The sequence below is a fragment of the Streptomyces sp. NPDC002209 genome (genome assembly GCF_042890265.1).
Lineage (GTDB): Bacteria > Actinomycetota > Actinomycetes > Streptomycetales > Streptomycetaceae > Streptomyces.
In genome coordinates, this window is record NZ_JBIARX010000018.1 from 1 (window position 1) to 26,205 (window position 26,205).

Sequence of the window (26,205 nt, forward strand, 5' to 3'; positions counted from 1 at the left end):
CTGCAGGGGGGACCCTGTGGGAGAGTAGGACGCCGCCGAACAATCATTGTAGAAAAGCCCTGTACCGGGTATCCGGTACAGGGCTTTTCTGCGTTTACGGCCCGTCTGGCGTAGACGTGGCCGGCGGTGACGGTGTCTCCGAAGGCGTACGGGACTTTCTTGCGGTAGCGGATGCCGTCAGGCCCTTCCGAAGGGTCGCTGTGTACCGTGACGCTCTTCTTGTCCTTGCGGGGGTCCACGACGACGTACAAAGGGACTCCCATGCGCGGGTAGTCGTGCAGCTTGTCGCGGATGTCGGTGAGGGAATTCGTACGCGAGACGACCTCCACCACCATCAGGACGTCGCGGGAGTCGTGTCGTTTAGGGCCATGACCTCGGGCGTCTGGGCCTCGATCTGGCGGCGAAGTCGTACGACGTTCAGCCCGTGGGAGCCGTGGGGTTCATCATCGTGAGGAAGATCTGACCGTCGGTGGTCTCCACCTTCCACTGGTCTTCCTGGTGCTCGGCCAGCTCCGCGAGCTGCTCCGCGAAGTCGTGCATGCGGCGCATCTGCTCGGGGGTGAAGTCGGCCATGGTGGTCCTCCCGATGGGTGTCCGACCAGCGTATCCAGTCGGACACCCGCTAGAGGCGGCCCGCGGACTTCAGGGCCAGGTAGGCGTCGGCGAGGGCCGGGGCCAGGGTGTCCGGGGTGGCGTCGACCACGTGGACCCCGTGGCGGGTCAGCTGCTCCGCCGTGCGGCGGCGGGCGGCCTGGGACTGGGTGCCGGCCGCGGCCTCGTAGACCGCGTCGAGCGTGCCGCGGGACTTCGTCATCTCCTCTATGTGGGGGTCGGCCACCGAGGCCAGCAGGACCGTGTGGCGCTGCGTGAGGCGGGGGAGGAGGGGGAGCAGGCCTTCCTCTATCGGTGCCGCGTCCAGGCTCGTCAGAAGGACCACCAGGGACCGGCGCGGGGCGTTTCGCAGGACGGTGGAGACCAGGGTGCGGGCGTCGGTTTCGACGAGCTCCGGTTCCAGGGTGGCCATCGCGTTCACGAAGGCCGGCAGGACGTCGCCGGCCGAACGGCCCTGGACCTGGGCGCGGGTGCGGCGGTCGTGGGCCAGCAGGTCGACGCGGTCGCCGGCGCGGGATGCCAGCGCGGCCAGCAGCAGGGCCGCGTCCATCGCGGAGTCCAGGCGCGGGGCGTCGCCGACGCGGCCCGCCGAGGTGCGGCCGGTGTCCAGGCAGATCAGGATGTGCCGGTCGCGTTCCGGACGCCACGTGCGGACGGCGACCTTGCTCTGGCGGGCGGTGGCCCGCCAGTCGATGGAGCGGGTGTCGTCGCCGGGGACGTAGTCGCGCAGGCTGTCGAACTCGGTGCCCTCACCGCGGGTCAGGACGCTTGTACGGCCGTCCAGTTCGCGCAGCCTGGCCAGGCGCGAGGGCAGGTGCTTGCGGCTGGTGAAGGGCGGCAGGACCCGGACCGTCCAGGGGACGGTGTGGGTGCCCTGGCGGGCGAGCAGGCCGAGCGGTCCGTACGAGCGGATCGTCACGCGGTCGGCGTGGCGGTCCCCGCGGCGGGTCGGGAGCAGCCGGGTGGTGATCCGGCGGCGTTCGCCTGCCGGGATCGTCAGGGTGTGCCGGGAGGCCTCGGTCTCGGTGCCGGGGAGCCAGCTGCTGGGGGGCCAGGCGTCGCGGATGCGGGCCCGGAGCGTGCGGGTGCCCGGGTTGGTGAGGGTGAGGTGGACCTGCGCCGGTTCGCCGAGGCGGACGGAGGTGTCCCCCGTGCGGGTGAGGCTGAGCCTTCGGACGGGCGCGGCGAGGGCGTAGTCGACGGCGCAGGCCAGGGCGAGGGTGCCGTTGACCGCGAGCATCCCCGTCCAGCTCGGTTCGAGGATGCCGACGGGGAGGCTGCCGAGGGCCGCCAGCAGGGCGGCGCGTCCGGTGAGGGCCATCAGCGCGGGACGGGGACGTGGGACAGGATCGCGGTGATGACGGCGTCGGCCGTGACCCCCTCCATCTCGGCCTCCGGGCGGAGTTGGACGCGGTGGCGCAGCGTGGGCAGGGCGAGGGCCTTGACGTCGTCGGGGGTGACGTAGTCGCGGCCGGTGAGCCAGGCCCAGGCGCGGGCGGTGGCCAGCAGGGCGGTCGCGCCGCGCGGGGAGACGCCGAGGGTGAGGGAGGGCGATTCGCGGGTGGCGCGGCAGACGTCGACGACGTATCCGGCGATCTCCGGGGAGACGGACACCTTGGCGACGGCGTCGCGGGCGGCTTCGAGTTCGGCCGCGCCGGCGACCGGGCGCAGGCCGGCGGCCTCGAGGTCGCGCGGGTTGAAGCCGGCGGCGTGCCGGGTCAGGACGCCGATCTCGTCCGCGCGGGAGGGCAGGGGCACGGTGAGCTTGAGGAGGAAGCGGTCCAGCTGGGCTTCGGGGAGCGGGTAGGTGCCCTCGTACTCGACCGGGTTCATGGTGGCGGCGACGAGGAACGGCTCGGGCAGGGCGCGCGGGGTGCCGTCGACGGTGACCTGGCGCTCCTCCATGGCTTCGAGGAGGGAGGACTGGGTCTTGGGCGGGGTCCGGTTGATCTCGTCCGCGAGGAGGAGGTTGGTGAAGACCGGGCCGTTCTGGAAGGAGAACTCGGCGGTGCGGGCGTCGTAGACGAGGGAGCCGGTGACATCGCTGGGCATCAGGTCCGGGGTGAACTGGACGCGCTTGGTGTCGAGGGCGAGGGAGGCGGCCAGGGCCCGTACGAGGAGGGTCTTGGCGACGCCGGGTACGCCTTCGAGCAGGACGTGGCCGCGGCACAGGAGGGCGACGACGAGACTGGTGACGGCCGAGTCCTGGCCGACGACGGCCTTTCCGATCTCGGTGCGGATCGCTTCCAGGGAGGAGCGGGCGCTGTCCGTGGTGGCCGTCATGAGGTGCGGACCTCTCTTTCGAGGGCGTCGAGGTGGTCGGCGAGCGCGACGAGTGCCGCGTCGTCGGCGGGTGTGGTGCCGAAGAGGAGGGCGGTCGGGTCCTGGCGTCCGTCCGTGTGCCCGTCCGCCGTCCGTCCGTCCGTCAGGCGGGCGGACACGGCGGGGAGCAGGGCCGCGGGTTCGTGGGCCCGGGTGGGCGGTACGCCGACCAGGGCGGCCAGGCGTTCGCGGGCGGCGGCGCGCAGCACGGTGGCGGCGCGGTCGCGGGCGCCGGCCTTGCGGTAGAGGCGGGCGCGGCCCTCGGTGGTCTCGGAGGCGCGGATGGCGACGGGGAGCTTCTCGGTGACGAGGGGGCCGAGTCGGCGGGCGCGCCACAGGGCGGCGAGCGCGGCCGCGACGAAGAGCTGGAGGAGGGCCCAGCCCCAGCCGCGGGGGATGAGCTCGAGGAAGCCCTTCTCCTGGCCGGGGTCCTCGTCCTGGACCTCCGAGAGGGAGGGCAGGTACCAGACGAGGTCGGGGCGGGAGCCGAGGAGTTGGAGGGCGAGGGAGGCGTTGCCCTCGGAGGCGAGCTCCTTGTTGAGCAGGAGCGTCTCGGAGCCGAGGAGGACGGTGTCGCCGCCCGTGGTGCCGGAGGGAAGGACGAGGAGGGTGGGGTGGCCGCCGCTGGGGTAGCACGCCGCGGCGGCTGCGGGGGCGGTGTAGCGGAGGCCGCCGCCGGTGGTGGCGCGGCCGGCGGTGACGGCGGCGGGCAGGGCGCAGCCGGGGTCGAGGTCCTCGTCGAAGGCGTCGCCCTTGGCGCGGGCGGCCGGGGCCAGGTCGGGGAGGCTGGTGCTGCCGGGGGCGAGCAGGACGGTGCGGCCGCCGGAGAGGTCGATCGCGGAGCGGATGGCACGGCGCTGGGTGGCGCCGAGCCGGTCGGGGTCGGTGACCAGCAGGGTGGTGCCGGGGCCGGCCGCGGCGGCGGCCTCGCGGGCGCTGGTGACGACGCGGGTGGTGACCCCGCGGGCCTGGAGCAGCTCGGCGACGGCCCGGCTGCCGTCGGGGTCGGCGGAGCGGGGGTCGAGCCGGCCGTGCCGGCTTCCGGAGCCGAGGGCGGCGAGGACGACGGCGCCGGCGAGCAGGATCCCGAGGCAGACGAGCACACCGCGGGAGCGACGCCAGACGGCGCCGGGCGTGATCCCCCCGACGGAGGTCGCGCCGGCTCGGCCGGGTGCCGGTGCGGTGGCGTGCGTGCCCGGGGTGGCGGGCATCGCGGCGGCGCTGTCGCCGGGCGCGGCGAGGGCCGGGCCCGGCTGCGGGGCGGTTGCCGGGGCGGCGGTGCCCGTTCCCGGGGTGCTGCCGGGGGTCTCGGGGCCGGGTGCGGGGGCGGTCATGCCGGGGGTCCCGTCAGGAGCGGCTTCGTACGGGCCAGGGTGGTGTCGAGGGTGTGGAGGCGGGCGTACATGGCCTCGTCGCCGGGGCGGCCGCCGTAGGTGACGTCGTCGAAGGTGCGGGCGGCCGTGCGCAGGGCTTCGGCGTGGTCGGGGAGGGAGAGCGCGGCTTCGGCGGCCGCCTCGTCGGCGGTGCGGCCGGGGCGCGGGTCGAGCAGGGTGCGTTCCTCGAGGGAGCGGACGACGGCGCGCATGCGCTCCTGCACGGCTTCGGTCCAGCGGCCGGCGGCGGCGTGGGCGGCGGCGGTGGTGCGGTGGTCGGCGGCGCTGCGCAGGGTGTCGTCGAAGACCCCCGCCGGTGCGGTGGCGGTCCGGCGGGGGGAGCCGAGCCGCCACCACAGGGCGGCGAGGGCCAGGGCGACCAGGACGGCGATCGCGGCCAGGCCCAGGGTGCCGCCGGGGGTGGCGCCCGAGGCGTGGTCGAAGAGGTTGCCGACCCATTCCCAGAACCGGTCCAGGGCGCGCTGGAGCAGCCCCGGGTCGTCCTGGTGGTACAGCGGCTTGGACAGTTCGCGTTCGGCCGCCTCGCGGGCGGGGCCGCGCGGTGTCGTCACCGGTGGTTCCTCCACGGCCGGCAGGAGCGCCGTGGAGCGTGTGATGAGGCCCCCCGTACTCATCATCCGTGCATCAGCCTCCGGTCGGCGGTGCGGCGGTGTCCGGGCCGTAGTTCTCCAGACCTGCCGCCCGGGCGAGCTCCAGGTCGAGGGCCTCGCGCCGGATGCGCTGGTCGACGTACAGCAGGACGGTGACGCCCGACTGGATCGGCATGGTGATGGTCTGCGCGATGACCGCGCCGACCGCGGAGAGGATCAGCGGGGCCCAGCCGGTGGCCGCGGTGCCGTTCTCCAGGCCTTCCATGCCGCCGTCGGCGAGGCCGATGGCGAGCCCGACCGCGGTCAGCGGCCAGACGATGATCGCCGAGACGAACGCGGTGATGAGGCCGGTCAGGGCGGTGATGCCGAAGATGCGCCACCACGAGCCCTGGACGAGCCTCGAGGAGCGGCGGAGCGAGGTGAGGACGCTGCTCTTCTCCAGCATCAGCGCGGGCGAGGCCAGGCTGAACTTGAGTGCGAGCCAGACGAGCAGCGGGAGGGCGGCGAGGCCGCCGACGAGGGCGATGCCGATGCTGCCGAGGAGGATGCCGGGCAGGAGGAGCACGAGGACGACGAGGATGCCGCCGAGGGCCAGCAGGAGGGTCAGTCCGAGCAGGCGGGGCAGCTGGGGGCGGGCCTCGCGCCAGGCTTCGCCGATCGAGGAGCCGTGGCCGAGCACGGCACGGCTGAAGATCATCGTGAGCATGGCGGTGGCCACGATGGTCCCGATGAGCTGGACGAAGCCGTTCGCCAGCAGGGCCACCATGCTGCCGCCGAGGGCGTCGAGGGCTTCCTTCAGGTCGGCCTGGGAGCCCGGGTCGGAGGCGATGGCGAGGTCGGCGTACGTGTACTTCTGCACGAGGACGCTGATGACCTGGACGACGGTGGCCACGACCAGGGTGATCGGCAGGACCGTCCGCCAGTGGGTGCGCATGGTGGCGACCGCGCCGTCGAGGATCTCGCCCAGGTCCAGGGGGCGCAGGGGGATCACGCCGGGCTTGGCGGCCGGGGGCTTGCCCCACTGGCCGGGGCCGCCGGGGTAGCCGTACTGGCCGCCCTGCGGGCCCTGGGGGCCGTACGAGCCCCAGCCCGCGCCCGGCTGCGGCTGCTGCTGCGGGGGCTTCGGGGGCTGGGGGGTGCCGGGGCTCGACCACTCGCCGGCGGGCGGCTGCTCGGCGGACCACTTCGGTCCGCCGGCGGGCGGCGGTGTGCCGCCCTCGGTGCCGCCCCGGCCCTCGGGTGCGCCCGGCCGCTCGCCGTCGGACGGGGAGGGTCCGGGCACGGCCCGGCCCGGAGAGTCGTTCATCGTCGCTCCTTCACGTGCACTGCGGGGCGGGGGGCGCCAGGGGGTGTCTTGCGGGTCAGGCCGGGCTCGCGGTGTCCGGTGCCGCGCCTCGCCGCGTTCTCGTCGGTCGCCGACGTCCCCCAGCTACCGCTGGGAGGTGCCCCCACCGCGTCGACTCCCTCCTCCGCCTTGCGATCCACGACACCGGACATCCCTGATCCGGCCCGACCCACAAGACACCCCCTGTTCGGCTGCCATCGTGCCACGTGGGAACGTTGAGCGGACCGGCCGTCCCCCCGGAACTCCGACCGCCCGCGCCTTCAATTGTCGCCCGGATCCGGGGCAGACTGGACGGTCTGATCTCCACGCAGGTCCGAGGGGCGATTTCCAGCCCTTTTGGCTGTGGGACAGCTCACCGACTGGTAACGATTAGCTAATGGGATGATGTCAAGCATGAAGGGACGAGTCCTTGTCGTCGACGACGACACCGCGCTGGCCGAGATGCTCGGCATTGTGCTGCGTGGAGAAGGTTTTGAGCCGTCGTTCGTAGCGGACGGCGACAAGGCGCTGGCGGCCTTCCGGGAGGCGAAGCCGGATCTCGTGCTGCTCGACCTGATGCTGCCCGGACGGGACGGCATAGAGGTCTGCAGGCTGATCCGGGCCGAGTCCGGCGTACCGATCGTCATGCTCACCGCGAAGAGCGACACGGTGGACGTGGTCGTGGGCCTGGAGTCCGGGGCCGACGACTACATCGTCAAGCCGTTCAAGCCGAAGGAGCTGGTGGCCCGCATCCGGGCCCGCCTGCGCCGCTCGGAGGAGCCCGCGCCCGAGCAGCTGGCCATCGGTGACCTGGTCATCGACGTGGCCGGGCACTCGGTCAAGCGCGACGGTTCCTCGATCGCGCTGACCCCGCTCGAGTTCGACCTGCTGGTCGCGCTCGCGCGCAAGCCGTGGCAGGTGTTCACCCGCGAGGTGCTGCTGGAGCAGGTCTGGGGCTACCGGCACGCGGCGGACACCCGCCTGGTCAACGTGCATGTCCAGCGTCTGCGCTCCAAGGTCGAGAAGGACCCGGAGCGCCCCGAGATCGTCGTGACGGTGCGCGGTGTCGGCTACAAGGCCGGACCGAGCTGACGTGCAGCCCGGCAGGCCCCGGCGCGGGTTCCGCTGGGGGGCCCTGCGGGGCGGCCGGCAGCTCCGTCAGATGGCCGACGGAGCGCCCGGCGGCCCCGTGCTGCGGTTGTTCGTACGCCTCGTACGACGACCGCTGCTTCCGGCTGTCCGGCTGTGGCGGCGCAACATCCAGCTGCGGGTGGTCGCGGCCACGCTGCTGATGTCGCTGGCCGTGGTCCTCTCGCTCGGTTTCGTGGTGATCGCACAGGTCAGCAAGGGGCTCCTCGACGCCAAGGAGGAGGCCGCGCAGAGCCAGGCGGCGGGCGGGTTCGCGGTCGCACAGGAGAAGGCCAATACGCCCTCCACGGTGGACGGGCCCGATGCCACCGACAACAAGGTCGGGCGGGACGCCAGCACCTGGATGAACTCGCTGGTCAAGCAGCTGGCCAGTGGCGGTCAGACCGCCTTCGAGGTCGTCGCGCTCGGCGCCGGCCCCGGCGGGCAGCCCGACGGGCAGCCGGGCGGGCCCACCGTCTCGGGCGTCAAGGGCGCCCGTGCCTCCGGGAACGTGGACCCGACGGCGAGCGTTCCGCCGCAGCTGCGGCGGGAGGTCAACCACGCCACCGGGACCTTCAAGACCTTCTCCCAGATCCGGTACACCGCCGGGGCCGGGGACAAGGCGCCCGAGCCCGCGCTGGTCGTGGGCAAGCGGCTCACCGACATCAACGGGGACCCGTACGACCTGTACTACCTCTTCCCGCTCACGCAGGAGGAGGAGTCCCTCAACCTGATCAAGGTCACCATCGCCACCGCCGGCGTGTTCGTGGTCGTGCTGCTCGGCGCGATCGCGTGGCTCGTCGTGCGCCAGGTCGTGACGCCGGTGCGGATGGCCGCCGGGATCGCCGAGCGGCTCTCGGCCGGGCGGCTCCAGGAGCGGATGAAGGTCACCGGCGAGGACGACATCGCCCGTCTGGGCGAGGCCTTCAACAAGATGGCCCAGAACCTCCAGCTCAAGATCCAGCAGCTGGAGGACCTGTCGCGGATGCAGCGCCGGTTCGTCTCCGACGTCTCGCACGAGCTGCGGACGCCGCTGACGACCGTACGGATGGCAGCCGATGTCATCCACGACGCCCGGGTCGACTTCGACCCGGTCACCGCCCGCTCCGCCGAGCTGCTCGCCGGGCAGCTCGACCGCTTCGAGTCGCTGCTCGCGGACCTGCTGGAGATCAGCCGGTTCGACGCGGGTGCCGCGGCCCTGGAGGCGGAGCCGATCGACCTGCGGGAGGTCGTGCGCCGGGTCATCGACGGCGCCGAGCCGCTCGCCGAGCACAAGGGCACCCGGATCCGGGTGCTGGGCGACACCCAGCCCGTCATAGCCGAGGCGGATTCCCGGCGCGTGGAGCGGGTGCTGCGCAACCTCGTCGTCAACGCCGTGGAGCACGGTGAGGGCCGCGACGTGGTGGTCCGGCTCGCCTCGGCGGGCGGGGCCGTCGCGGTGGCCGTACGGGACTACGGCGTCGGGCTCAAGCCCGGCGAGGCCACCCGCGTCTTCAACCGCTTCTGGCGGGCCGACCCGGCCCGCGCCCGCACCACCGGCGGGACGGGCCTCGGCCTGTCGATCGCCGTCGAGGACGCGCGCCTGCACGGCGGCTGGCTCCAGGCCTGGGGCGAGCCGGGCGGCGGTTCGCAGTTCCGGCTGACCCTGCCGCGGACCGCCGACGAGCCGCTGCGCGGGTCCCCGATCCCGCTGGAGCCGGAGGATTCCCGGGGCAACCGGGCCAGGGCCGCGGCCGAGGCGGCGGGCTCCCGTACGCCCCCGCAGGCGCCCCCGGTCCCGGGGCGGCCCGACCGTTCACCGATACCGACCCGCTCGGCGGTCGCCGGGGCGCTGCCGGTGCCCGCGGACCCGACGGCCCTGCCGGGCAACGGGGCCCGTGTCGTGGCCCGCCCGGCGGACCAGGCGGCGGCGGACCGGGCGGCGGCCGACCGGGCCGGCGCGGCCGACCAGGCAGCAGCACAGGAGGATGGAGCAGGTGGACGCTGAGCCCGCACGGGTACGCAGGGAGGACCGCCGCCGGTGGCGGACGGTGCGGGCGTTCGCCTTCGGCGCGGCCGGGCTGCTGCTGGCCGGCTGTGCCTCCATGCCCGACCACGGCGAGATCCGCGAGGTGCGCGCCTCGCAGGGCGTCGACTCGCAGGTACGGGTGTTCGGCGTGCCGCCGGCCGACAAGGCCAGCGCGGCCGACATCGTCGACGGCTTCCTGGAGGCCATGACCAGCGACGACCCGCAGCTGCAGACCGCCCGGAAGTACCTCACCGAGGACGCGGCGAAGAACTGGAAGCCCGGCGCCGCCGTCACCGTGCTCTCCGCGGGCATCGACCGGTTCTCCGTGCAGGGCGAGAAGGACCCCTCGGGCCCCCGCTGGAAGATGACCGGCACGAAGCTCGCGACGGTGGACGAGCGCAGCGCGTACCAGCCGGAGACCACCGGGGCGCGCTACGAGGAGTTCCTCCAGCTGGTCCAGGAGAACAAGCAGTGGCGGATCGCGACGCCGCCGAGCAGCCTCGTGCTCAGCGAGTCCGATTTCCAGCGCATCTACATGCCGGTCAACAAGTACTACTTCGCGGGCGGCAGCCTCGTCGCCGATCCGGTGTACGTGCGCCAGCGCAGCGACCCCGACTCGCGGATGGACCCGACCACGCAGACCGTCCAGTCGCTGCTGGCCGGGCCGTCCAAGTGGCTGGGGCCCGTGGTGACTTCGAGCTTCCCCACCGGTACGGAACTGCGTGAGGGCACCAAGTCCCTCGCGTACGACGGCCAGAACGCGCTGAAGGTGCCGCTCAACGACAAGGCCGACAACGTTGCGCAGCCGCAGTGCCAGAAGATGGCCGCGCAACTCCTGTACACCGTGCAGGATCTGACGGCCTCCCGGCTGGCGCGGGTGGAGCTGCTGCGCTCGGACCGGTCCTCGCTGTGCTCGGTGACCGACGCGGTGGCGGGGTCGATCGCCCACCGGGCGCCGAGCCCCGAGTACCAGTACTACGTGGACAGCGACAGCCGGCTCGTGCGGATGAAGCTCGACATCTCGAGCGAGGACCAGCAGTACAAGCCCGAGGCGGTGCCGGGGCCGCTGTCCCCGACCGCCACGAGCCCGGGGTTCAAGGTCGGCTCGGCGGCCGTCTCGTACGACGAGAAGCGCGCGGCGGTGGTGTCCGAGGACGAGCACGGGCTCTACCTGGTGAACATGACGACGGCCGGGCCCATGCCGCAGCCGGTGCTGACCAGCAAGGGTGCCAAGCCGAACGGGCTGGGTGCGCCGAGCTGGGACACGGCGGGCGACCTGTGGATCGCGGACCAGGATCCGCAGAATGCGGGGCTGTACCGGGTGCCGGGCGGTACCGGGGCCCCGCAGAAGATCGACGTGGCCGGGCTCGACGGCGGGCGGATCAGGGCGCTGAAGGCGTCTCCGGACGGGGTGCGGATCGCGCTGCTGGTGGAGAAGGACGGCCGCAAGAACCTGTACATCGGGCGGATCGAGCGTCCCGAGGGCAAGGGCGACGCGGGGCCGGTGTCGGTGCGCGAGCTGCGTTCGGCGGCCCCGCAGATGGCGAGCGTGACGGCGCTGAGCTGGGCGCCGCGCGGCCGGCTGCTGGTGGTGGGCCGGGAGAGCGGCGGGGTCGTGCAGGCCCGGTACATGCTGGCCGACGGTTCGATGGTCGCGGCGAGCCTGCCCGGGGCGACCGGGCTGGACGCGGTCGCGGCGACGGAGGACGAGAAGAAGCCGGTGGTCGCGTACTCGGGGGAGGACGGGATCGTGTGGCTGCCGCCGGGGGCGCAGTGGCGCACGGTGGCGGCGGGCGGCCGGGCTCCGGTCTACCCGGGCTGACCCGTCGCCCGGCCTGCGCTTCCGCGCCCTGGACCCGGTTGTCCACAGGGGTGGCGGGGGGCTCGGCCGGCCCGGCACAGTGGCGGGCATGCGGGGGTGGTGGCAGGAGCTCGCCGGGCTGGTCCTGCCGGTCGACTGCACCGGCTGCGGGGCTGCCCGCGTGTTGCTGTGCGCGGGCTGCGCGCAGGCGCTGAGCGGGGCCGCGGCGGGGTGTGTGCGGCCGTCTCCGGGGCCTGCGGGCCTGCCCGTGGTGTATGCGGCCGCCGCGTACGAGGGGGCCGTACGGGAGGCCGTACTGGCGCACAAGGAGCGCGGGGCGCTGCCGCTGGCCGGGCCGCTCGGCGCTGCCCTGGCGGCGGCCGTGCGCGGCTGCCTCGGTGCGGGCGTCGGCGGGGGCGGGGCGTGGGCGGCGGGGGAGGAGCTGGTGCTCGTCCCGGTGCCGTCGGCGCGGCGGCAGGTGCGGGCGCGCGGGCACGATCCGGCGCGCAGGATCGCCCTGGCGGCCTCGGCGCGGCTGCGGCGGGCCGGTGTTCCCTCGCGGGTGGCGTCGGTACTGAGCCATGTCCGGCCGGTGTCCGATCAGGCGGGCCTGGGGGCCCGGGAGCGCCGGGAGAACCTCGCGGGGGCCCTGGGGGTGCGCCGCGGGGGCGCGGTGCGGCTGCCGGCCGGTGCTCGGATCGTGCTGGTGGACGACGTGATCACCACCGGAGCCACGCTCGCGGAGGCGGCCCGGGCGGTGCGGGCGGCGTCGCTCGGAGCGTCGGTCGGATGGGTGGTGGGGGCGGCCGTGGTGGCGGCTCCGCCAGGATCCTTCGTAAGAAATCGGTCGACAACCCGTACAGACCAACGCTCTTGTGAATAGATTTGGAACTCTTGGGGAAGGCGCATCGTTGCAGGTAGTAAGAGAGAACAGCCACCTGAACGGAGGTACGGTCCGGTAGCGGGTGCCGACAACCGGCATGGAGGGATATGTTCGGTTGTAAGGAACTGGCGAGTCCTGGCTACACGCATCGGATCGCACGTTTCGGAGGTGAAAGTCGCCAAGTCCGGGGCTCCGGTGTTCACCGGGGCCTGGTGCGAAAGGGAGACGCTTCGCCCCATGAGGCGGAGCTATCCGGGAACGGAGTTCTGCGTGGACATCGTCGTCAAGGGCCGCAAGACCGAGGTGCCCGAGCGGTTCCGCAAGCACGTGGCCGAGAAGCTGAATCCGGAGCGGATCCAGAAGCTCGACGCCAAGGTGATCAGCTTGGACGTCGAGGTGTCCAAGGAGCACAACCCGCGCCAGGCCGACCGTTCCGACCGCGTGGAGATCACCCTGCATTCGCGAGGCCCGGTGATCCGTGCCGAGGCGGCTGCAGCGGACCCGTATGCGGCGCTCGACCTGGCACAGGACAAGCTGGAGGCCCGGCTGCGCAAGCAGCACGACAAGCGCTACACCCGGCGTGGCAACGGCCGGCTCTCGGCGGCCGAGGTCGCCGACGTGGTTCCCGGCGTCGCCCATCTGAACGGGAGCGGCCAGCCGGTTGCCGAAGAGGCGGCGGACGCGATCCCGACCACCCGGATCGGATCGCTGGAAGTACAGGGCGAAGGCCCGCTCATCGTCCGCGAGAAGACGCACTCGGCCGCACCCATGCCGCTCGACCAGGCCCTCTACGAAATGGAACTGGTCGGCCACGACTTCTATCTGTTCGTCGACTCCGACACCAAGATGCCCAGCGTCGTCTACCGGCGCCACGGCTATGACTACGGCGTGATCCACCTCAACGCCGACCAGGCCTCCAGCTCGGGTGAGCCCGGCTCCGGCGCGGGTGGGGCGCTCGGCGGCTGACGCCGCGTCCTGAATTTCGTTGAAGTGCCCCCGGGGATGCAGCAGCGTCTCCGGGGGCCTCTGTGTGACTCGTATACGCCAGGTGGCCGTCGCAGGCTCCCCGCCGGGTGGCGTGGGCATGGAATCATGGCGGGCAGTCAACCGGCGCGCATCGCGGTCCGGTTGACTCGGCAGCTCGGTACATGCAGGGGGAGGAACGATGGCGGACAGCTTCGGGCCGGTGCGCGGTGATGAGGGCGGCGAGCCGATCCGGGTGCTCGTCGTCGACGACCACGCCCTGTTCCGGCGCGGGCTGGAGATCGTCCTCGCGCAGGAGGAGGACATCCAGGTCGTCGGTGAGGCGGGGGACGGCGCGGAGGCGGTGGACAAGGCGGCGGACCTGCTGCCGGACATCGTGCTGATGGACGTGCGGATGCCCCGGCGCGGCGGTATCGAGGCGTGCACCTCGATCAAGGAGGTGGCCCCCTCCGCGAAGATCATCATGCTGACGATCAGCGACGAGGAGGCGGACCTCTACGACGCGATCAAGGCGGGCGCCACCGGCTATCTCCTGAAGGAGATCTCGACCGACGAGGTGGCGACGGCGATCCGTGCGGTGGCCGACGGCCAGTCGCAGATCAGCCCGTCGATGGCGTCGAAGCTCCTGACGGAGTTCAAGTCGATGATCCAGCGGACGGACGAGCGGCGGCTGGTGCCGGCGCCGAGGCTGACGGACCGCGAGCTGGAGGTGCTGAAGCTGGTGGCGACCGGAATGAACAACCGCGACATCGCGAAGGAGTTGTTCATCTCCGAGAACACCGTGAAGAACCACGTCCGCAACATCCTGGAGAAGCTGCAGCTGCACTCCAGGATGGAGGCCGTGGTCTACGCGATGCGGGAGAAGATCCTCGAGATCCGCTGAGGCTGCCGGGAGAGGTCTGGCGGGATCCGCTCCTGGTTCAGAGGGCGGCCAGCTCCGCGGTGACGGCGGCGGCCTCCTCGGCGGAGCCCGCGCGCTCGATGCGGACGGTGTCGCAGCCGACCCAGCCGGCCGCCTCGCGCAGCGCCTCCGCCATGGGGCGGGCCGCCTTGGGCGTGGTCAGGGAGAGCTGCCGGGCCACCAGCGTGCTGCCCTCGCGGGCCGGGTCGACGCGGCCCTGGAGCCGCCCGCCGGCCAGCAGGGGCATCGCGAAGTAGCCGTGTATCCGCTTCGGCTTGGGGACGTACGCCTCCAGCCGGTGCGTGAAGGCGAAGATCCGCTCGGTGCGGGGGCGGTCCCAGACGAGCGAGTCGAAGGGGGACAGCAGGGTGGTGCGGTGGCGCCCCCGCGGCGCCGTCGCCAGCGCGGCGGGGTCGGCCCAGGCCGGCTTGCCCCAGCCCTCGACCTCGACCGGGACCAGGCCCGACTCGGCGATCACCGCGTCGACCTGCTCGCCCTTGAGGCGGTGGTAGTCCGCGATGTCGGCGCGCGTGCCGACGCCGAGGGAGCGCCCGGCCAGGGCGACGAGCCGGCGCAGGCACTCGGCGTCGTCCATGTCGTCGTGCAGCAGGGCGTCCGGGACCGCCCGCTCGGGGAGGTCGTAGACCCGCTTCCAGCCGCGGCGCTCGGAGCAGACCACCTCGCCGGTGTCCAGCAGCCACTCCACCGCGATCTTGGTCTCGGACCACTCGAACCACTCGCCGCCGTTCTTGGCGCCGCCCAGCTCGGTCGAGGTCAGCGGCCCGTCGGCCTTGAGCCGGTCCAGGACCGCCTGCGTCGAGCGCTCCTTGTCCTGGAGGACGTGCCAGCGGTGGCCGCGGGCCCGGCGGGCCCGGCGCCGGAACGCGAAGTGCGGCCACTCCTCGATCGGCAGGATGCAGGCCGCGTGCGACCAGTACTCGAAGGCGTTGCGTCGTGCCGGAGGCACGCCGTCCGATCCAGTTGACCAGTACGCCTTCTCCACGGTGTCCCGGCCCACCGCGCCCAGCCGTGCGTACGGGACGAGCTCGTGCGAACGGGCCAGTACGGAGATCGTGTCCAGCTGGACGGCGCCCAGATGGCGCAGCACCCCCCGCACCCCACCGCGGCGGTCGGGCGCCCCGAGGAACCCCTGCGCGCGCAGGGCGATGCGACGCGCGTCGTCGGCGGACAGGGACACGGTCGGCGGCGGCAGGCTGCTCATGCGCCGAAGCCTAAGCGGCGCCACTGACAGCGGGCCCGGACGGGAGCCGGGAGGCCGGGCCCAGGCCGGACGGGAGCAGCGAGCCGTAGCTGCCGCTAGCCGGCGGCCGGCGTCAGGTACGGCAGGGCGGGGGTCAGGCCGAGGTCGGAGGGGAGCAGGGCGCCGATCCAGCAGTCGCGCGCGGTGCCGTTCCTGATCAGACCGGCCCGCAGCAGGCCCTCGAAGCGGAAGCCGACCTTCTCGGCGACGGCGCGGGAGCCGGCGTTGCCGGCCTCGGCGCGCCATTCCAGCCGCACGATGCCCGCCTCGGTGAAGGCCCAGCGGGCGACGGCGGCGACGGCCTCGGTCACGTAGCCGTGCCCGCGGTGTTCCCTCACCGCCCAGTAGCCGATCTCGTACGAGTCCGCCCCGTGCAGGTGGATGCCGGTGGAGGCGACCAGCGGGCCGTCGGCCCCCAGGCGTACGGCGAAGGGGTAGGCCGTGTCCTCGCGCCAGCCGTTCGGCACGAGCTCGTTGACGAAGGCGTGTGCGTGGGCGTGCTCGTAGGGGGAGGGGACCATCGTCCAGCGCTGGATGTCGGGGTCCTGGCAGGCCGCGTACACCTCCTGGGCGTCCGAGGGCGTGAAGGGGCGCAGGAAGAGGCGTTCGGTGCTCAGCGTGGTCGGCTCCATGGACGGATTGTGGCCGCGCCGGGTAACCCGGGCGAGCGGTTTTCGTCCGCAGCGGCACCTTCCGTGTCCCCCGTACGTTCTCATTCCGGGCGCTCGCGCCCTGCGGAAGGTGCGGACCTCCCGACGTGACCGCGTCCTCGCTTACGATGGCCGTTGCGGTGGGGCCCACCCTCCGTGCCCGTGTACGAACCAGTGCCAGGCCCGACCGGCAAGGAGACAAACCTCGGTGTCCGTCTTCAACAAGCTCATGCGTGCAGGCGAAGGCAAGATCCTGCGCAAACTGCACCGCATCGCGGACCAGGTCAACTCCATCGAAGAGGACTTCGTCAACCTCTCCGACGCCGAGTTGCGTGCGCTCACGGACGAGTACAAGCAGCGCTACCAGGACGGCGAGAGCCTGGACGACCTGCTGCCCGAGGCCTTCGCGACCGTCCGCGAGGCCGCCAAGCGCGTCCTCGGCCAGCGGCACTACGACGTCCAGATCATGGGCGGTGCCGCGCTGCACCTCGGCCACGTCGCCGAGATGAAGACCGGTGAGGGCAAGACCCTCGTCGGCACGCTCCCCGCGTACCTGAACGCGCTGTCCGGCAAGGGCGTCCACCTCATCACGGTGAACGACTACCTCGCCGAGCGCGACTCCGAGCTGATGGGCCGGGTGCACAAGTTCCTCGGCCTGGAGGTCGGCTGCATCCTGGCGAACATGTCGCCGGCGCAGCGCCGCGAGCAGTACAACGCGGACATCACGTACGGCACGAACAACGAGTTCGGCTTCGACTACCTGCGCGACAACATGGCGTGGTCGGCGGACGAGCTCGTCCAGCGCGGCCACAACTTCGCCGTGGTCGACGAGGTCGACTCGATCCTCGTCGACGAGGCCCGCACCCCGCTGATCATCTCCGGCCCGGCCGACCAGGCCACGAAGTGGTACGCCGACTTCGCGAAGCTGGTCACCCGCCTCACCAAGGGCGAGGCGGGCCAGCCGCTCAAGGGCATCGAGGAGACCGGCGACTACGAGGTCGACGAGAAGAAGCGCACCGTCGGCATCCACGAGGCCGGTGTCGCCAAGGTCGAGGACTGGCTCGGCATCGAGAACCTGTACGAGTCGGTGAACACCCCGCTCGTCGGCTACCTGAACAACGCCATCAAGGCGAAGGAACTGTTCAAGAAGGACAAGGACTACGTCGTCATCGACGGCGAAGTCATGATCGTCGACGAGCACACCGGCCGTATCCTCGCCGGCCGCCGCTACAACGAGGGCATGCACCAGGCGATCGAGGCGAAGGAAGGGGTGGACATCAAGGACGAGAACCAGACCCTCGCCACGATCACCCTCCAGAACTTCTTCCGCCTCTACTCGAAGCTGTCGGGCATGACCGGTACGGCCATGACCGAGGCCGCCGAGTTCCACCAGATCTACAAGCTCGGTGTCGTCCCGATCCCGACCAACCGCGACATGGTCCGCAAGGACCAGCCGGACCTGATCTACCGGACCGAGGTCGCGAAGTTCGCCGCCGTCGTCGACGACATCGCGGAGAAGCACGAGAAGGGCCAGCCGATCCTGGTCGGCACCACCTCGGTCGAGAAGTCCGAGTACCTCTCGCAGCAGCTCTCCAAGCGGGGCATCCCGCACGAGGTGCTCAACGCGAAGCAGCACGAGCGCGAGGCCTCGATCGTCGCCCAGGCCGGCCGCCGCGGCGCCGTCACGGTCGCCACGAACATGGCCGGCCGCGGTACCGACATCAAGCTCGGCGGCAACCCGGACGACCTCGCCGAGGCCGAGCTGCGCCAGCAGGGCCTGGACCCGGAAGAGCACATCGAGGAGTGGGCGCACGCCCTGCCCGCCGCGCTGCACCGCGCGGAGGCGGCCGTGAAGGCCGAGTTCGAAGAGGTCAAGGCGCTCGGCGGGCTGTACGTGCTGGGCACCGAGCGGCACGAGTCGCGCCGTATCGACAACCAGCTGCGCGGCCGCTCCGGCCGTCAGGGCGACCCGGGCGAGTCCCGCTTCTACCTGTCGCTGGGCGACGACCTGATGCGCCTGTTCAAGGCGCAGATGGTCGAGCGGGTCATGTCGATGGCGAACGTGCCGGACGACGTGCCGATCGAGAACAAGATGGTGACGCGCGCGATCGCGTCGGCCCAGTCGCAGGTCGAGACCCAGAACTTCGAGACGCGCAAGAACGTCCTGAAGTACGACGAGGTCCTCAACAGCCAGCGCGAGGTCATCTACGGCGAGCGCCGCCGCGTCCTGGAGGGCGAGGACCTGCACGAGCAGGTGCGCTTCTTCATGGACGACACGATCGACGCGTACATCGCGGCCGAGACGGTCGAGGGCTTCGCCGAGGAGTGGGACCTGGACCGGCTGTGGGGCGCCTTCAAGCAGCTCTACCCGATCAAGGTCACCGTCGCCGAGCTCGAGGACGCGGCAGGCGACCGCGCGGGCATCACCGCCGAGTTCATCGCGGAGTCCGTCAAGGACGACATCCACGAGCAGTACGAGGCGCGCGAGAAGGCGCTCGGCTCCGACATCATGCGCGAGCTGGAGCGGCGCGTGGTCCTGTCGGTGCTGGACCGCAAGTGGCGTGAGCACCTGTACGAGATGGACTACCTGCAGGAGGGCATCGGCCTGCGGGCGATGGCCCAGAAGGACCCGCTGGTCGAGTACCAGCGCGAGGGCTTCGACATGTTCAACGCCATGATGGAGGGCATCAAGGAGGAGTCCGTCGGCTACCTGTTCAACCTGGAGGTCCAGGTCGAGCAGCAGGTCGAGGAGGTTCCGGTGCAGGACGCACCGCCGTCGCTGACGAAGCCGGAGATCCGGGCCAAGGGGCTGGACGCCCCTCAGCGGCCCGACCGGCTGCACTTCTCGGCGCCCACGGTGGACGGCGAGGGCGGGGTCGTCGAGGGCGACTTCGACGCCGACGAGGCCGGCGACGGGATGACCCGGGCCGAGCGCCGCAAGGCCCAGAAGGCCGCAGGCGGCCGCCGCCGCAAGAAGTGACCCCTGCCCGTACGGGCACCCCCGGCGGGGCCGGACACCACACGGTGTCCGGCCCCGCCGGCGTTTCCCGGTCACGGGAGGGGGCCCATTTCGACGGCTGCGCAGCGCCAGCGGAGGTCCGGGCCCTGCTCCAGGCGGAACGCCATGGCCGAGACGCGGTCGCCCGTCGCGATGCGGGCAAAGGCCTCGATCACGCCCGGGCCCGGGTGGAAGCGGCCGCACTGGCGCAGGACCGGGCGGAGCCGGTCGCGGAGGGGTGCCGTGGGGGCCAGGGTGACCAGCTGGTCGTAGGCCGGGCCGACAGTATGGCCCAGCAGCGAGTGGACCGGCCGCTGGCCGCTGACCACCGCCAGCAGCCGCTCGGCGAACCAGTCGTGCGGGCCGCGCGGCGTGCGGGGGCGGCGCTGGTCGTGGCGGCCGGGGGGCCGGGTGGTGTTCCTGGTCCTGGTCATGGCGGTCGTCCCCGAGAAGTCCGGGCCCGGAGCTCTACCGGGCGGTAACTTGGTACGGGACTTCTACGGTCCGTGACCACCCTGCGCAACGGCCGCTCCCCGGCCCGCACGGGCCGGGCCCCGTTCACCTATCCGGGTGGGCGCCGCGCGGCCCCCGGCCGCTCCCCGAGCCTTCGGGCGGCACGCGGTGGACGCGACCCGGCCGCCGCCCGGCAGCCCGAAGGGGGACCGGCGCCGTCACCCGGCGGAGTTCCGCCAAGTCGTATCCTGAGGGCGTTTCCGACTACCGAAAGCAGCCGGCCATGCGCGTGTACGTCCCCCTGACCCTCCCCGGGCTCGCCGAGGCGCACAAGGCGGGTGAGCTGGGCCCCGCCCCGCTGCGTGCGTACGCCGTCACGCCCGGCCTGCGGGAGTGGTACGTGTCGGACGACGTGGAGGAGCTGGAGTACGCCGCCCTCGGCCGGGCCGCCGCGGCCTCCTTGCGGCTGCTCGCCGAGGACGGGGCCGCCCCGCGCAAGCGCGTCGTCGTCGCCGTCGACGTGGACGACAAGGCCGCCGCCGCGACCCCCGGGGTCGACGAGGCCACCCTCGGCCAGGTGACCCTCGCCGCCGCCGTACGCCTCACCGTGGCCGCCGCCGTGCACGTGGACGCCGACGACGCCCTGGACGACGTGACGGCCGCCACCGCTGCCCTGGAGGCCGCAGCCGGCGGGGACGACGACGCGCAGTTCACCGTGGACGGCGCCGAGGACCACGAACTGCTGTGGTTCGGCGTCCAGGAGATCCCGGGGCTGCTGAAGTGATCGCTTCCGGTACCCCGGCCGACCCCGCCGCCGCCCCCGTCCACATAGTCTGGGACTGGAACGGCACGCTGCTGCACGACATCGACGCCGTGATCGCCGCCACCAACGCCTCCTTCGCCGAGTTCGGATTCGCGCCGATCACGCTGGAGCGCTACCGCGAGCTGTACGTCGTGCCCGTGCCGAAGTTCTACGAGCGGCTGATGGGACGACTGCCCACGGACGCCGAGTGGGAGGTCATGGACGCCACCTTCCACCGGCACTACTGGGCCGCGGCCGACGCCGCCGGGCTCACCGAGGGGGCCCGCGAGCTCCTGCGGGACTGGCAGGCCGACGGGCTCACGCAGTCCCTGCTCTCCCTGGCGCCCCACGAGAAGCTCGTACCCCTCGTGCAGGCGCACGGCATCGACCGGCACTTCCTGCGCGTCGACGGCCGGATCGGTCCCTCGCACACCAGCAAGGCAGGGCATCTCGTACGCCATTTGGCGGCCCTGGAGGAGACGGGCGTGACCGCCGGCCGTACGGTCCTCATCGGGGACGCGGTGGACGACGCCCTGGCCGCCGCGCACGTGGGTGCGAGGGCCGTCCTCTACACGGGCGGTTCGCACAGCCGGCGCAGTCTGGAATCGGCAGGGGTCGCCGTCGTCGACACGCTGGCAGAAGCCGTATCCGCTGCTCGCCGACTGGCTGAATAAGTACGCGCAGAATATGCCCCCGTCACTGCGCACAACGTCAAAGTTCGGGACCTGCTTTTGTACAGATCCAGTGCGTGACGGACAGGGGGTCCGGCGAGATAGCCTGGTACCCGTGATCAGCGCGATAGTCATCGGGGGCATTGACGCCTCCGGCCAGCGCCCGGCGCACGACCGTGCCCGGGCCTTCGCTGATCCCTGCTGCCGGGAGCCGCAGCCGATCATGGCCAGTTCCTTCCCGGTCGCCTCTCATCACGGCAGAGCGCCGATCCCCAGCGGTCACCCCGCGTCGCGGCGCCACGCCAATCCTTCCTTCACCTACGTCACGCAATGGCGCGCGACAGGAGCCAGAGGACATGCAGACCAAGCTGGACGAAGCAAAGGCCGAGCTGCTCGCGCGGGCGGCCCGGGTAGCTGAGCACAGCCCGGCCGGGGGGCTACTTCCGACTGGGTCCGAGCAGGGAGAGCGCCCCGACCGGGACACCACTCTCTCCTACCTCCAGCGCTACTACCTGCACACCGCCCCGGAGGACCTGCTCGACCGGGACCCGGTCGACGTGTTCGGGGCGGCGCTCTCCCACTACCGTCTCGCCGAGAACCGGCCGCAGGGCACCGCGAACGTGCGCGTGCACACCCCCACGGTCGAGGAGAACGGCTGGACGTCCAGCCACTCGGTCGTCGAGGTCGTCACCGACGACATGCCCTTCCTCGTGGACTCCGTGACGAACGAGCTGTCCCGGCAGAGCCGCGGCATCCACGTCGTGATCCACCCGCAGGTCGTCGTCCGCCGTGACGTCACCGGCAAGCTGATCGAGATCCTCGGTTCCGACTGCGACGCGCACGGCCCCAAGACCGCGCGCCCCCACGACTCCCTCGTCGAGTCCTGGATCCACGTCGAGATCGACCGCGAGACCGACCGCGCCGACCTCAAGCAGATCAACGACGACCTCAAGCGCGTCCTGTCCGACGTACGCGAGGCCGTCGAGGACTGGGAGAAGATGCGCGACGCCGCACTGCGCATCGCCGACGGCCTGCCCGACGAGCCGATCGCCCCGGACCTGCGTGAGTACGAGCTCGAAGAGGCCCGTGAGCTGCTGCGCTGGCTCTCGGACGACCACTTCACCTTCCTCGGCTACCGCGAGTACAACCTGGTCGACGGCGACTCGCTGGCCGCCGTCCCCGGCACCGGCCTCGGCATCCTGCGCTCCGACCCGCACCACAGCGGCAAGGACGACGGCCACCCGGTCTCGCCGTCCTTCAACCGGCTGCCGGCCGACGCCCGCGCCAAGGCCCGGGAGCACCGCCTGCTGGTGCTGACCAAGGCCAACAGCCGCTCCACCGTGCACCGCCCCTCCTACCTCGACTACGTCGGCGTGAAGAGGTTCGACGCCGAGGGCAACGTCGTGGGCGAGCGCCGCTTCCTCGGCCTGTTCTCCTCCGCCGCGTACACCGAGTCCGTGCGACGCGTCCCGGTCATCCGCCGCAAGGTCGCCGAGGTCCTCGAAGGCGCCGGCTTCTCGCCGAGCAGCCACGACGGCCGCGACCTGCTGCAGATCCTGGAGACCTACCCGCGCGACGAGCTGTTCCAGACCCCGGTCGACAAGCTCCGCGAGATCGCCACGTCCGTGCTGTACCTCCAGGAGCGCCGCCGGCTGCGGCTGTACCTGCGCCAGGACGAGTACGGGCGCTACTACTCGGCGCTCGTCTACCTGCCGCGCGACCGGTTCACCACCGGCGTCCGGCTGCGCCTGATGGACATCCTGAAGGAGGAGCTCGGCGGCACCAACGTCGACTTCACCGCCTGGAACACCGAGTCGATCCTCTCGCGCATCCACTTCGTCGTCCGCGTCCCGCAGGGCACCGAGCTGCCCGCGCTGACCGACACCGACGTCGAGCGCCTCGAGACCCGCCTGGTCGAAGCCGCCCGCTCCTGGGCCGACGGCTTCGCCGACGCCCTGGTCGCCGAGGTGGGCGAGGAGCGCGCCGCCGAGCTGCTGCGCAAGTACGGCACCTCCTTCCCCGAGGGCTACAAGGCCGACCACAAGCCGCGCGCGGCCGTGGCCGACCTCTGCCACCTCGAGCGGCTCTCCGCCAGCGACCGGGAGTTCGCCCTCTCGCTGTACGAGCCGGTCGGCGCGGCCCCCGGCGAGCGCCGGTTCAAGATCTACCGCACCGGTGAGCAGGTCTCGCTGTCCGCGGTGCTGCCCGTGCTCCAGCGGCTGGGCGTCGAGGTCACCGACGAGCGCCCGTACGAGCTGCGCTGCAGCGACCGCACCAACGCGTGGATCTACGACTTCGGCCTGCGGATGCCGCTGCCCGCCGGCAACGGCGACACCTACCTCGGCGACGATGCCCGCGAGCGCTTCCAGGACGCCTTCTCCGCGGTCTGGCAGGGCGACGCCGAGAACGACAACTTCAACACCCTGGTGCTGAGCGCCGGGCTCACCTGGCGCCAGGCCGTGGTGCTGCGCGCGTACGCCAAGTACCTGCGCCAGGCCGGCGTGAACTTCAGCCAGGACTACATGGAGGACACCCTCCGCAACAACGTCCACACCACCCGGCTGCTGGTCTCGCTCTTCGAGGCCCGGCTCTCGCCCGGCCGCCAGTCCGCCGGCACCGAGCTCATCGACGCCATGCTGGAGGAGCTGGCCGGTGCCCTGGACCAGGTCGCCTCGCTGGACGAGGACCGGATCCTGCGGTCGTTCCTCACGCTGATCAACGCGACCCTGCGCACCAACTTCTTCCAGCTCAACGACGCGGGCGAGCAGCACGCGTACGTGTCGATGAAGTTCGACCCGCAGGCCATCCCGGAGCTCCCGGCTCCGCGCCCGGCCTTCGAGATCTGGGTGTACTCCCCGCGCGTCGAGGGCGTCCACCTGCGCTTCGGCAAGGTCGCCCGAGGCGGTCTGCGCTGGTCCGACCGCCGCGAGGACTTCCGTACGGAGATCCTCGGCCTGGTCAAGGCGCAGATGGTCAAGAACACCGTCATCGTGCCGGTCGGCGCCAAGGGCGGCTTCGTCGCCAAGAACCTGCCGGACCCGTCGGTGGACCGCGACGCGTGGCTCGCCGAGGGCATCGCCTCGTACAAGATCTTCATCTCGGCGCTGCTCGACATCACCGACAACATGGTCGGCGGCGTGGTCGTGCCGCCCAACGGCGTGGTCCGCCACGACGAGGACGACACCTACCTCGTCGTCGCCGCCGACAAGGGCACCGCGACCTTCTCCGACATCGCCAACGGCGTCGCCGAGGCGTACGGCTTCTGGCTGGGCGACGCGTTCGCGTCGGGCGGCTCGGCCGGCTACGACCACAAGGGCATGGGCATCACCGCCCGCGGCGCCTGGGAGTCCGTCAAGCGGCACTTCCGCGAGCTGGGCCACGACACCCAGACCGAGGACTTCACGGTCGTCGGCGTCGGCGACATGTCCGGCGACGTGTTCGGCAACGGCATGCTGCTCTCGGAGCACATCCGCCTGGTCGCCGCCTTCGACCACCGGCACATCTTCCTCGACCCGACCCCGGACGCGGCGACCTCGTACGCCGAGCGCCGGCGCCTGTTCGAGCTGCCGCGCTCCTCGTGGGCCGACTACAAGGCGGAGCTGCTCTCCGCGGGCGGCGGCATCCACCCGCGCTCGGCGAAGTCCATCCCGATCAACGCGCACGTCCGCGAGGCCCTCGGGATCGAGGCCGGCGTCACCAAGATGACCCCGGCCGACCTGATGCAGGCGATCCTGCAGTCCCCCGTGGACCTGCTGTGGAACGGCGGCATCGGTACGTACGTCAAGGCGTCGACCGAGACGCACACGGACGTCGGCGACAAGGCCAACGACGCCATCCGCGTCAACGGCGGGGACGTGCGGGCCAAGGTCATCGGCGAGGGCGGCAACCTGGGCCTGACCCAGCTCGGCCGCATCGAGTTCGCCCGGATCGGCGCCGGCGGCGAGGGCGGCAAGGTCAACACCGACGCCATCGACAACAGCGCGGGCGTGGACACCTCCGACCACGAGGTGAACATCAAGATCCTGCTCAACGCGGTGGTCACGGACGGGGACATGACCGTCAAGCAGCGCAACAAGCTGCTGGCGGAGATGACCGACGAGGTCGGCCACCTGGTGCTGCGCAACAACTACGCGCAGAACGTGGCCCTCGCCAACGGCATCGCCCAGGCCCCCAGCCTGCTGCACGCCCAGCAGCGCTTCATGCGCCGCCTGGAGTCGGCCGGACTGCTCGACCGGAGCCTGGAGTTCCTGCCCACCGACCGGCAGATCCGCGAGCTGCTGAACAACGGCAAGGGCCTGACCCAGCCCGAGCTGGCCGTCCTGTTCGCCTACACCAAGATCACGGTGGCGGACGAGCTCATCGCCACCGAGCTGCCGGACGACCCGTACCTGCGCCGCCTGCTGCACGCGTACTTCCCGGCCGCGCTGCGCGGGAAGTTCCCCGAGCAGATCGACACGCACGCCCTGCGCCGCGAGATCATCACGACGCTGCTGGTCAACGACACGGTCAACACCGGTGGTTCGACCTTCCTGCACCGGCTGCGCGAGGAGACCGGGGCCTCCACGGAGGAGATCGTCCGGGCGCAGCTCTCGGCCCGCGAGATCTTCGGCTTGGCCGAGGTGTGGGACGCGGTCGAGGCGCTGGACAACAAGGTCGCGGCCGACGTCCTGACCCGGGTGCGGCTGCACTCGCGGCGCCTGGTCGAGCGCGGTACCCGCTGGCTGCTGAACAACCGGCCGCAGCCGCTCCAGATCACCGAGACCATCGAGCTCTTCAGTGACCGGGTGACCCAGGTCTGGTCCGAGCTGCCCAAGCTGGTGCGCGGCGCCGACCTCGAGTGGTACCAGTCGATCATGGACGAGCTGATCGGCGAGGGCGTTCCGGAGGAGCTGGCGGCCAAGGTCGCCGGGTTCTCCTCGGCCTTCCCGACGCTGGACATCGTCGCGATCTCGGACCGCACCGGCGTCGACCCGCTGGGTGTCGCCGAGGTGTACTACGACCTCGCCGACCGCCTGGACATCACGCAGCTGATGGACCGGATCATCGATCTGCCGCGGGCCGACCGCTGGCAGTCCATGGCCCGCGCCTCCATCCGCGAGGACCTGTTCGCGGCGCACGCCGCGCTGACCGCCGACGTGCTGGCGGTGGGCAACGGCGACTCGACTCCCGAGGACCGCTTCAAGGCGTGGGAGGAGAAGAACGCGGCGATCATCAGCCGGGCCCGGACGACCCTGGACGAGATCCGGGGATCGGACGACTTCGACCTGGCGAACCTGTCCGTGGCGATGCGGACGATGCGTTCGCTGCTGCGGAGCCACGCCTAGTCGCTGCGCCGGCCGCAACGGCCGAACGGGCGGCCCCGGGACCTTGCTGGTCCCGGGGCCGCCCGTTCGCGTCGGGGGCGGTCGCGGCCCGCCGCGGTC

The 26,205-nt window shown here is 72.0% G+C and carries 20 protein-coding genes; 10 read left to right on the top strand and 10 right to left on the bottom strand.

The window, feature by feature from the left end:
- From ACFYXK_RS27395 to ACFYXK_RS27425, 7 genes are all read right to left on the bottom strand, one after another.
- The coding region (locus tag ACFYXK_RS27395; RefSeq protein ID WP_389413526.1) for a Uma2 family endonuclease at positions 1 to 335 on the bottom strand (335 nt) is incomplete at its 3' end.
- Between the two features lie 82 nt (positions 336 to 417).
- Entirely contained in the window at positions 418 to 573 is a 156-nt protein-coding gene (locus ACFYXK_RS27400) for a hypothetical protein (protein ID WP_389413527.1), read from the bottom strand.
- A gap of 49 nt (positions 574 to 622) precedes the next feature.
- Complete coding sequence (locus tag ACFYXK_RS27405) at positions 623 to 1,933, bottom strand: DUF58 domain-containing protein (RefSeq protein ID WP_389413528.1); 1,311 nt, start codon at positions 1,931 to 1,933, stop codon at positions 623 to 625.
- Positions 1,933 to 2,895 (bottom strand): AAA family ATPase, encoded by a 963-nt coding sequence (locus ACFYXK_RS27410; RefSeq protein WP_389413529.1) that lies wholly within the window; start codon positions 2,893 to 2,895, stop codon positions 1,933 to 1,935. The genes ACFYXK_RS27405 and ACFYXK_RS27410 overlap by 1 nt, the downstream gene beginning before the upstream one ends.
- Positions 2,892 to 4,145 (bottom strand): DUF4350 domain-containing protein, encoded by a 1,254-nt coding sequence (locus ACFYXK_RS27415; RefSeq protein ID WP_389413609.1) that lies wholly within the window; start codon positions 4,143 to 4,145, stop codon positions 2,892 to 2,894. Before ACFYXK_RS27415 ends, ACFYXK_RS27410 begins: the two co-directional genes overlap by 4 nt.
- A gap of 119 nt (positions 4,146 to 4,264) precedes the next feature.
- Positions 4,265 to 4,945 carry a DUF4129 domain-containing protein gene (locus ACFYXK_RS27420; RefSeq protein ID WP_389413530.1) on the bottom strand — a complete coding sequence of 227 codons (681 nt, stop codon included), beginning with the start codon at positions 4,943 to 4,945 and terminating at the stop codon, positions 4,265 to 4,267.
- 7 nt (positions 4,946 to 4,952) lie between these two features.
- The gene (locus ACFYXK_RS27425; RefSeq protein ID WP_389413531.1) at positions 4,953 to 6,224 is read right to left on the bottom strand and encodes a hypothetical protein; all 1,272 of its coding nucleotides are present in this window, start codon (positions 6,222 to 6,224) and stop codon (positions 4,953 to 4,955) included.
- A 420-nt stretch (positions 6,225 to 6,644) separates the two neighbouring features.
- Between ACFYXK_RS27425 and mtrA the strand changes: the two genes are divergently transcribed.
- The 6 genes from mtrA (at position 6,645) to ACFYXK_RS27455 (ending at position 13,929) form a co-directional block, all read left to right on the top strand.
- On the top strand, positions 6,645 to 7,334 hold the full coding sequence (gene mtrA, locus ACFYXK_RS27430; RefSeq protein WP_389413532.1) for a two-component system response regulator MtrA: 690 nt from the start codon (positions 6,645 to 6,647) through the stop codon (positions 7,332 to 7,334).
- 97 nt (positions 7,335 to 7,431) lie between these two features.
- Complete coding sequence (mtrB, locus tag ACFYXK_RS27435; RefSeq protein WP_389413610.1) at positions 7,432 to 9,357, top strand: MtrAB system histidine kinase MtrB; 1,926 nt, start codon at positions 7,432 to 7,434, stop codon at positions 9,355 to 9,357.
- Positions 9,347 to 11,200 carry an LpqB family beta-propeller domain-containing protein gene (locus ACFYXK_RS27440; protein WP_389413533.1) on the top strand — a complete coding sequence of 618 codons (1,854 nt, stop codon included), beginning with the start codon at positions 9,347 to 9,349 and terminating at the stop codon, positions 11,198 to 11,200. Before mtrB ends, ACFYXK_RS27440 begins: the two co-directional genes overlap by 11 nt.
- 88 nt (positions 11,201 to 11,288) lie before the next feature.
- The gene (locus ACFYXK_RS27445) at positions 11,289 to 12,062 is read left to right on the top strand and encodes a ComF family protein (protein ID WP_389413534.1); all 774 of its coding nucleotides are present in this window, start codon (positions 11,289 to 11,291) and stop codon (positions 12,060 to 12,062) included.
- A gap of 270 nt (positions 12,063 to 12,332) precedes the next feature.
- Complete coding sequence (gene hpf / locus ACFYXK_RS27450; RefSeq protein ID WP_383519715.1) at positions 12,333 to 13,028, top strand: ribosome hibernation-promoting factor, HPF/YfiA family; 696 nt, start codon at positions 12,333 to 12,335, stop codon at positions 13,026 to 13,028.
- Between the two features lie 199 nt (positions 13,029 to 13,227).
- Entirely contained in the window at positions 13,228 to 13,929 is a 702-nt protein-coding gene (locus ACFYXK_RS27455) for a response regulator transcription factor (protein WP_030300047.1), read from the top strand.
- A gap of 37 nt (positions 13,930 to 13,966) precedes the next feature.
- On the opposite strand, the gene ACFYXK_RS27460 is transcribed toward ACFYXK_RS27455, so the two are convergent.
- Together ACFYXK_RS27460 and ACFYXK_RS27465 are read right to left on the bottom strand one after the other, a co-directional pair.
- Positions 13,967 to 15,169, bottom strand: a complete 1,203-nt coding sequence (locus ACFYXK_RS27460) for a winged helix-turn-helix domain-containing protein (RefSeq protein WP_389413535.1) — start codon at positions 15,167 to 15,169, stop codon at positions 13,967 to 13,969.
- A gap of 95 nt (positions 15,170 to 15,264) precedes the next feature.
- Complete coding sequence (locus tag ACFYXK_RS27465) at positions 15,265 to 15,840, bottom strand: GNAT family N-acetyltransferase (protein ID WP_389413536.1); 576 nt, start codon at positions 15,838 to 15,840, stop codon at positions 15,265 to 15,267.
- 226 nt (positions 15,841 to 16,066) lie between these two features.
- On the opposite strand from ACFYXK_RS27465, the gene secA reads away from it, so the two are divergent.
- Positions 16,067 to 18,838 carry a preprotein translocase subunit SecA gene (gene secA, locus ACFYXK_RS27470; RefSeq protein ID WP_383519684.1) on the top strand — a complete coding sequence of 924 codons (2,772 nt, stop codon included), beginning with the start codon at positions 16,067 to 16,069 and terminating at the stop codon, positions 18,836 to 18,838.
- Positions 18,839 to 18,909: 71 nt separating this feature from the next.
- Here secA and ACFYXK_RS27475 read toward each other — a convergent pair whose 3' ends face one another.
- Positions 18,910 to 19,290 carry an Rv3235 family protein gene (locus ACFYXK_RS27475; protein WP_389413537.1) on the bottom strand — a complete coding sequence of 127 codons (381 nt, stop codon included), beginning with the start codon at positions 19,288 to 19,290 and terminating at the stop codon, positions 18,910 to 18,912.
- A gap of 302 nt (positions 19,291 to 19,592) precedes the next feature.
- Between ACFYXK_RS27475 and ACFYXK_RS27480 the strand changes: the two genes are divergently transcribed.
- The 3 genes from ACFYXK_RS27480 to ACFYXK_RS27490 all read left to right on the top strand — a co-directional run bounded on the left by ACFYXK_RS27480 (position 19,593) and on the right by ACFYXK_RS27490 (position 26,106).
- Positions 19,593 to 20,093, top strand: a complete 501-nt coding sequence (locus ACFYXK_RS27480; RefSeq protein WP_389413538.1) for a DUF6912 family protein — start codon at positions 19,593 to 19,595, stop codon at positions 20,091 to 20,093.
- Complete coding sequence (locus ACFYXK_RS27485) at positions 20,090 to 20,785, top strand: HAD family hydrolase (RefSeq protein ID WP_389413539.1); 696 nt, start codon at positions 20,090 to 20,092, stop codon at positions 20,783 to 20,785. The genes ACFYXK_RS27480 and ACFYXK_RS27485 overlap by 4 nt, the downstream gene beginning before the upstream one ends.
- 353 nt (positions 20,786 to 21,138) lie before the next feature.
- On the top strand, positions 21,139 to 26,106 hold the full coding sequence (locus ACFYXK_RS27490; protein ID WP_389413540.1) for an NAD-glutamate dehydrogenase: 4,968 nt from the start codon (positions 21,139 to 21,141) through the stop codon (positions 26,104 to 26,106).
- Positions 26,107 to 26,205 lie beyond the last annotated feature (99 nt).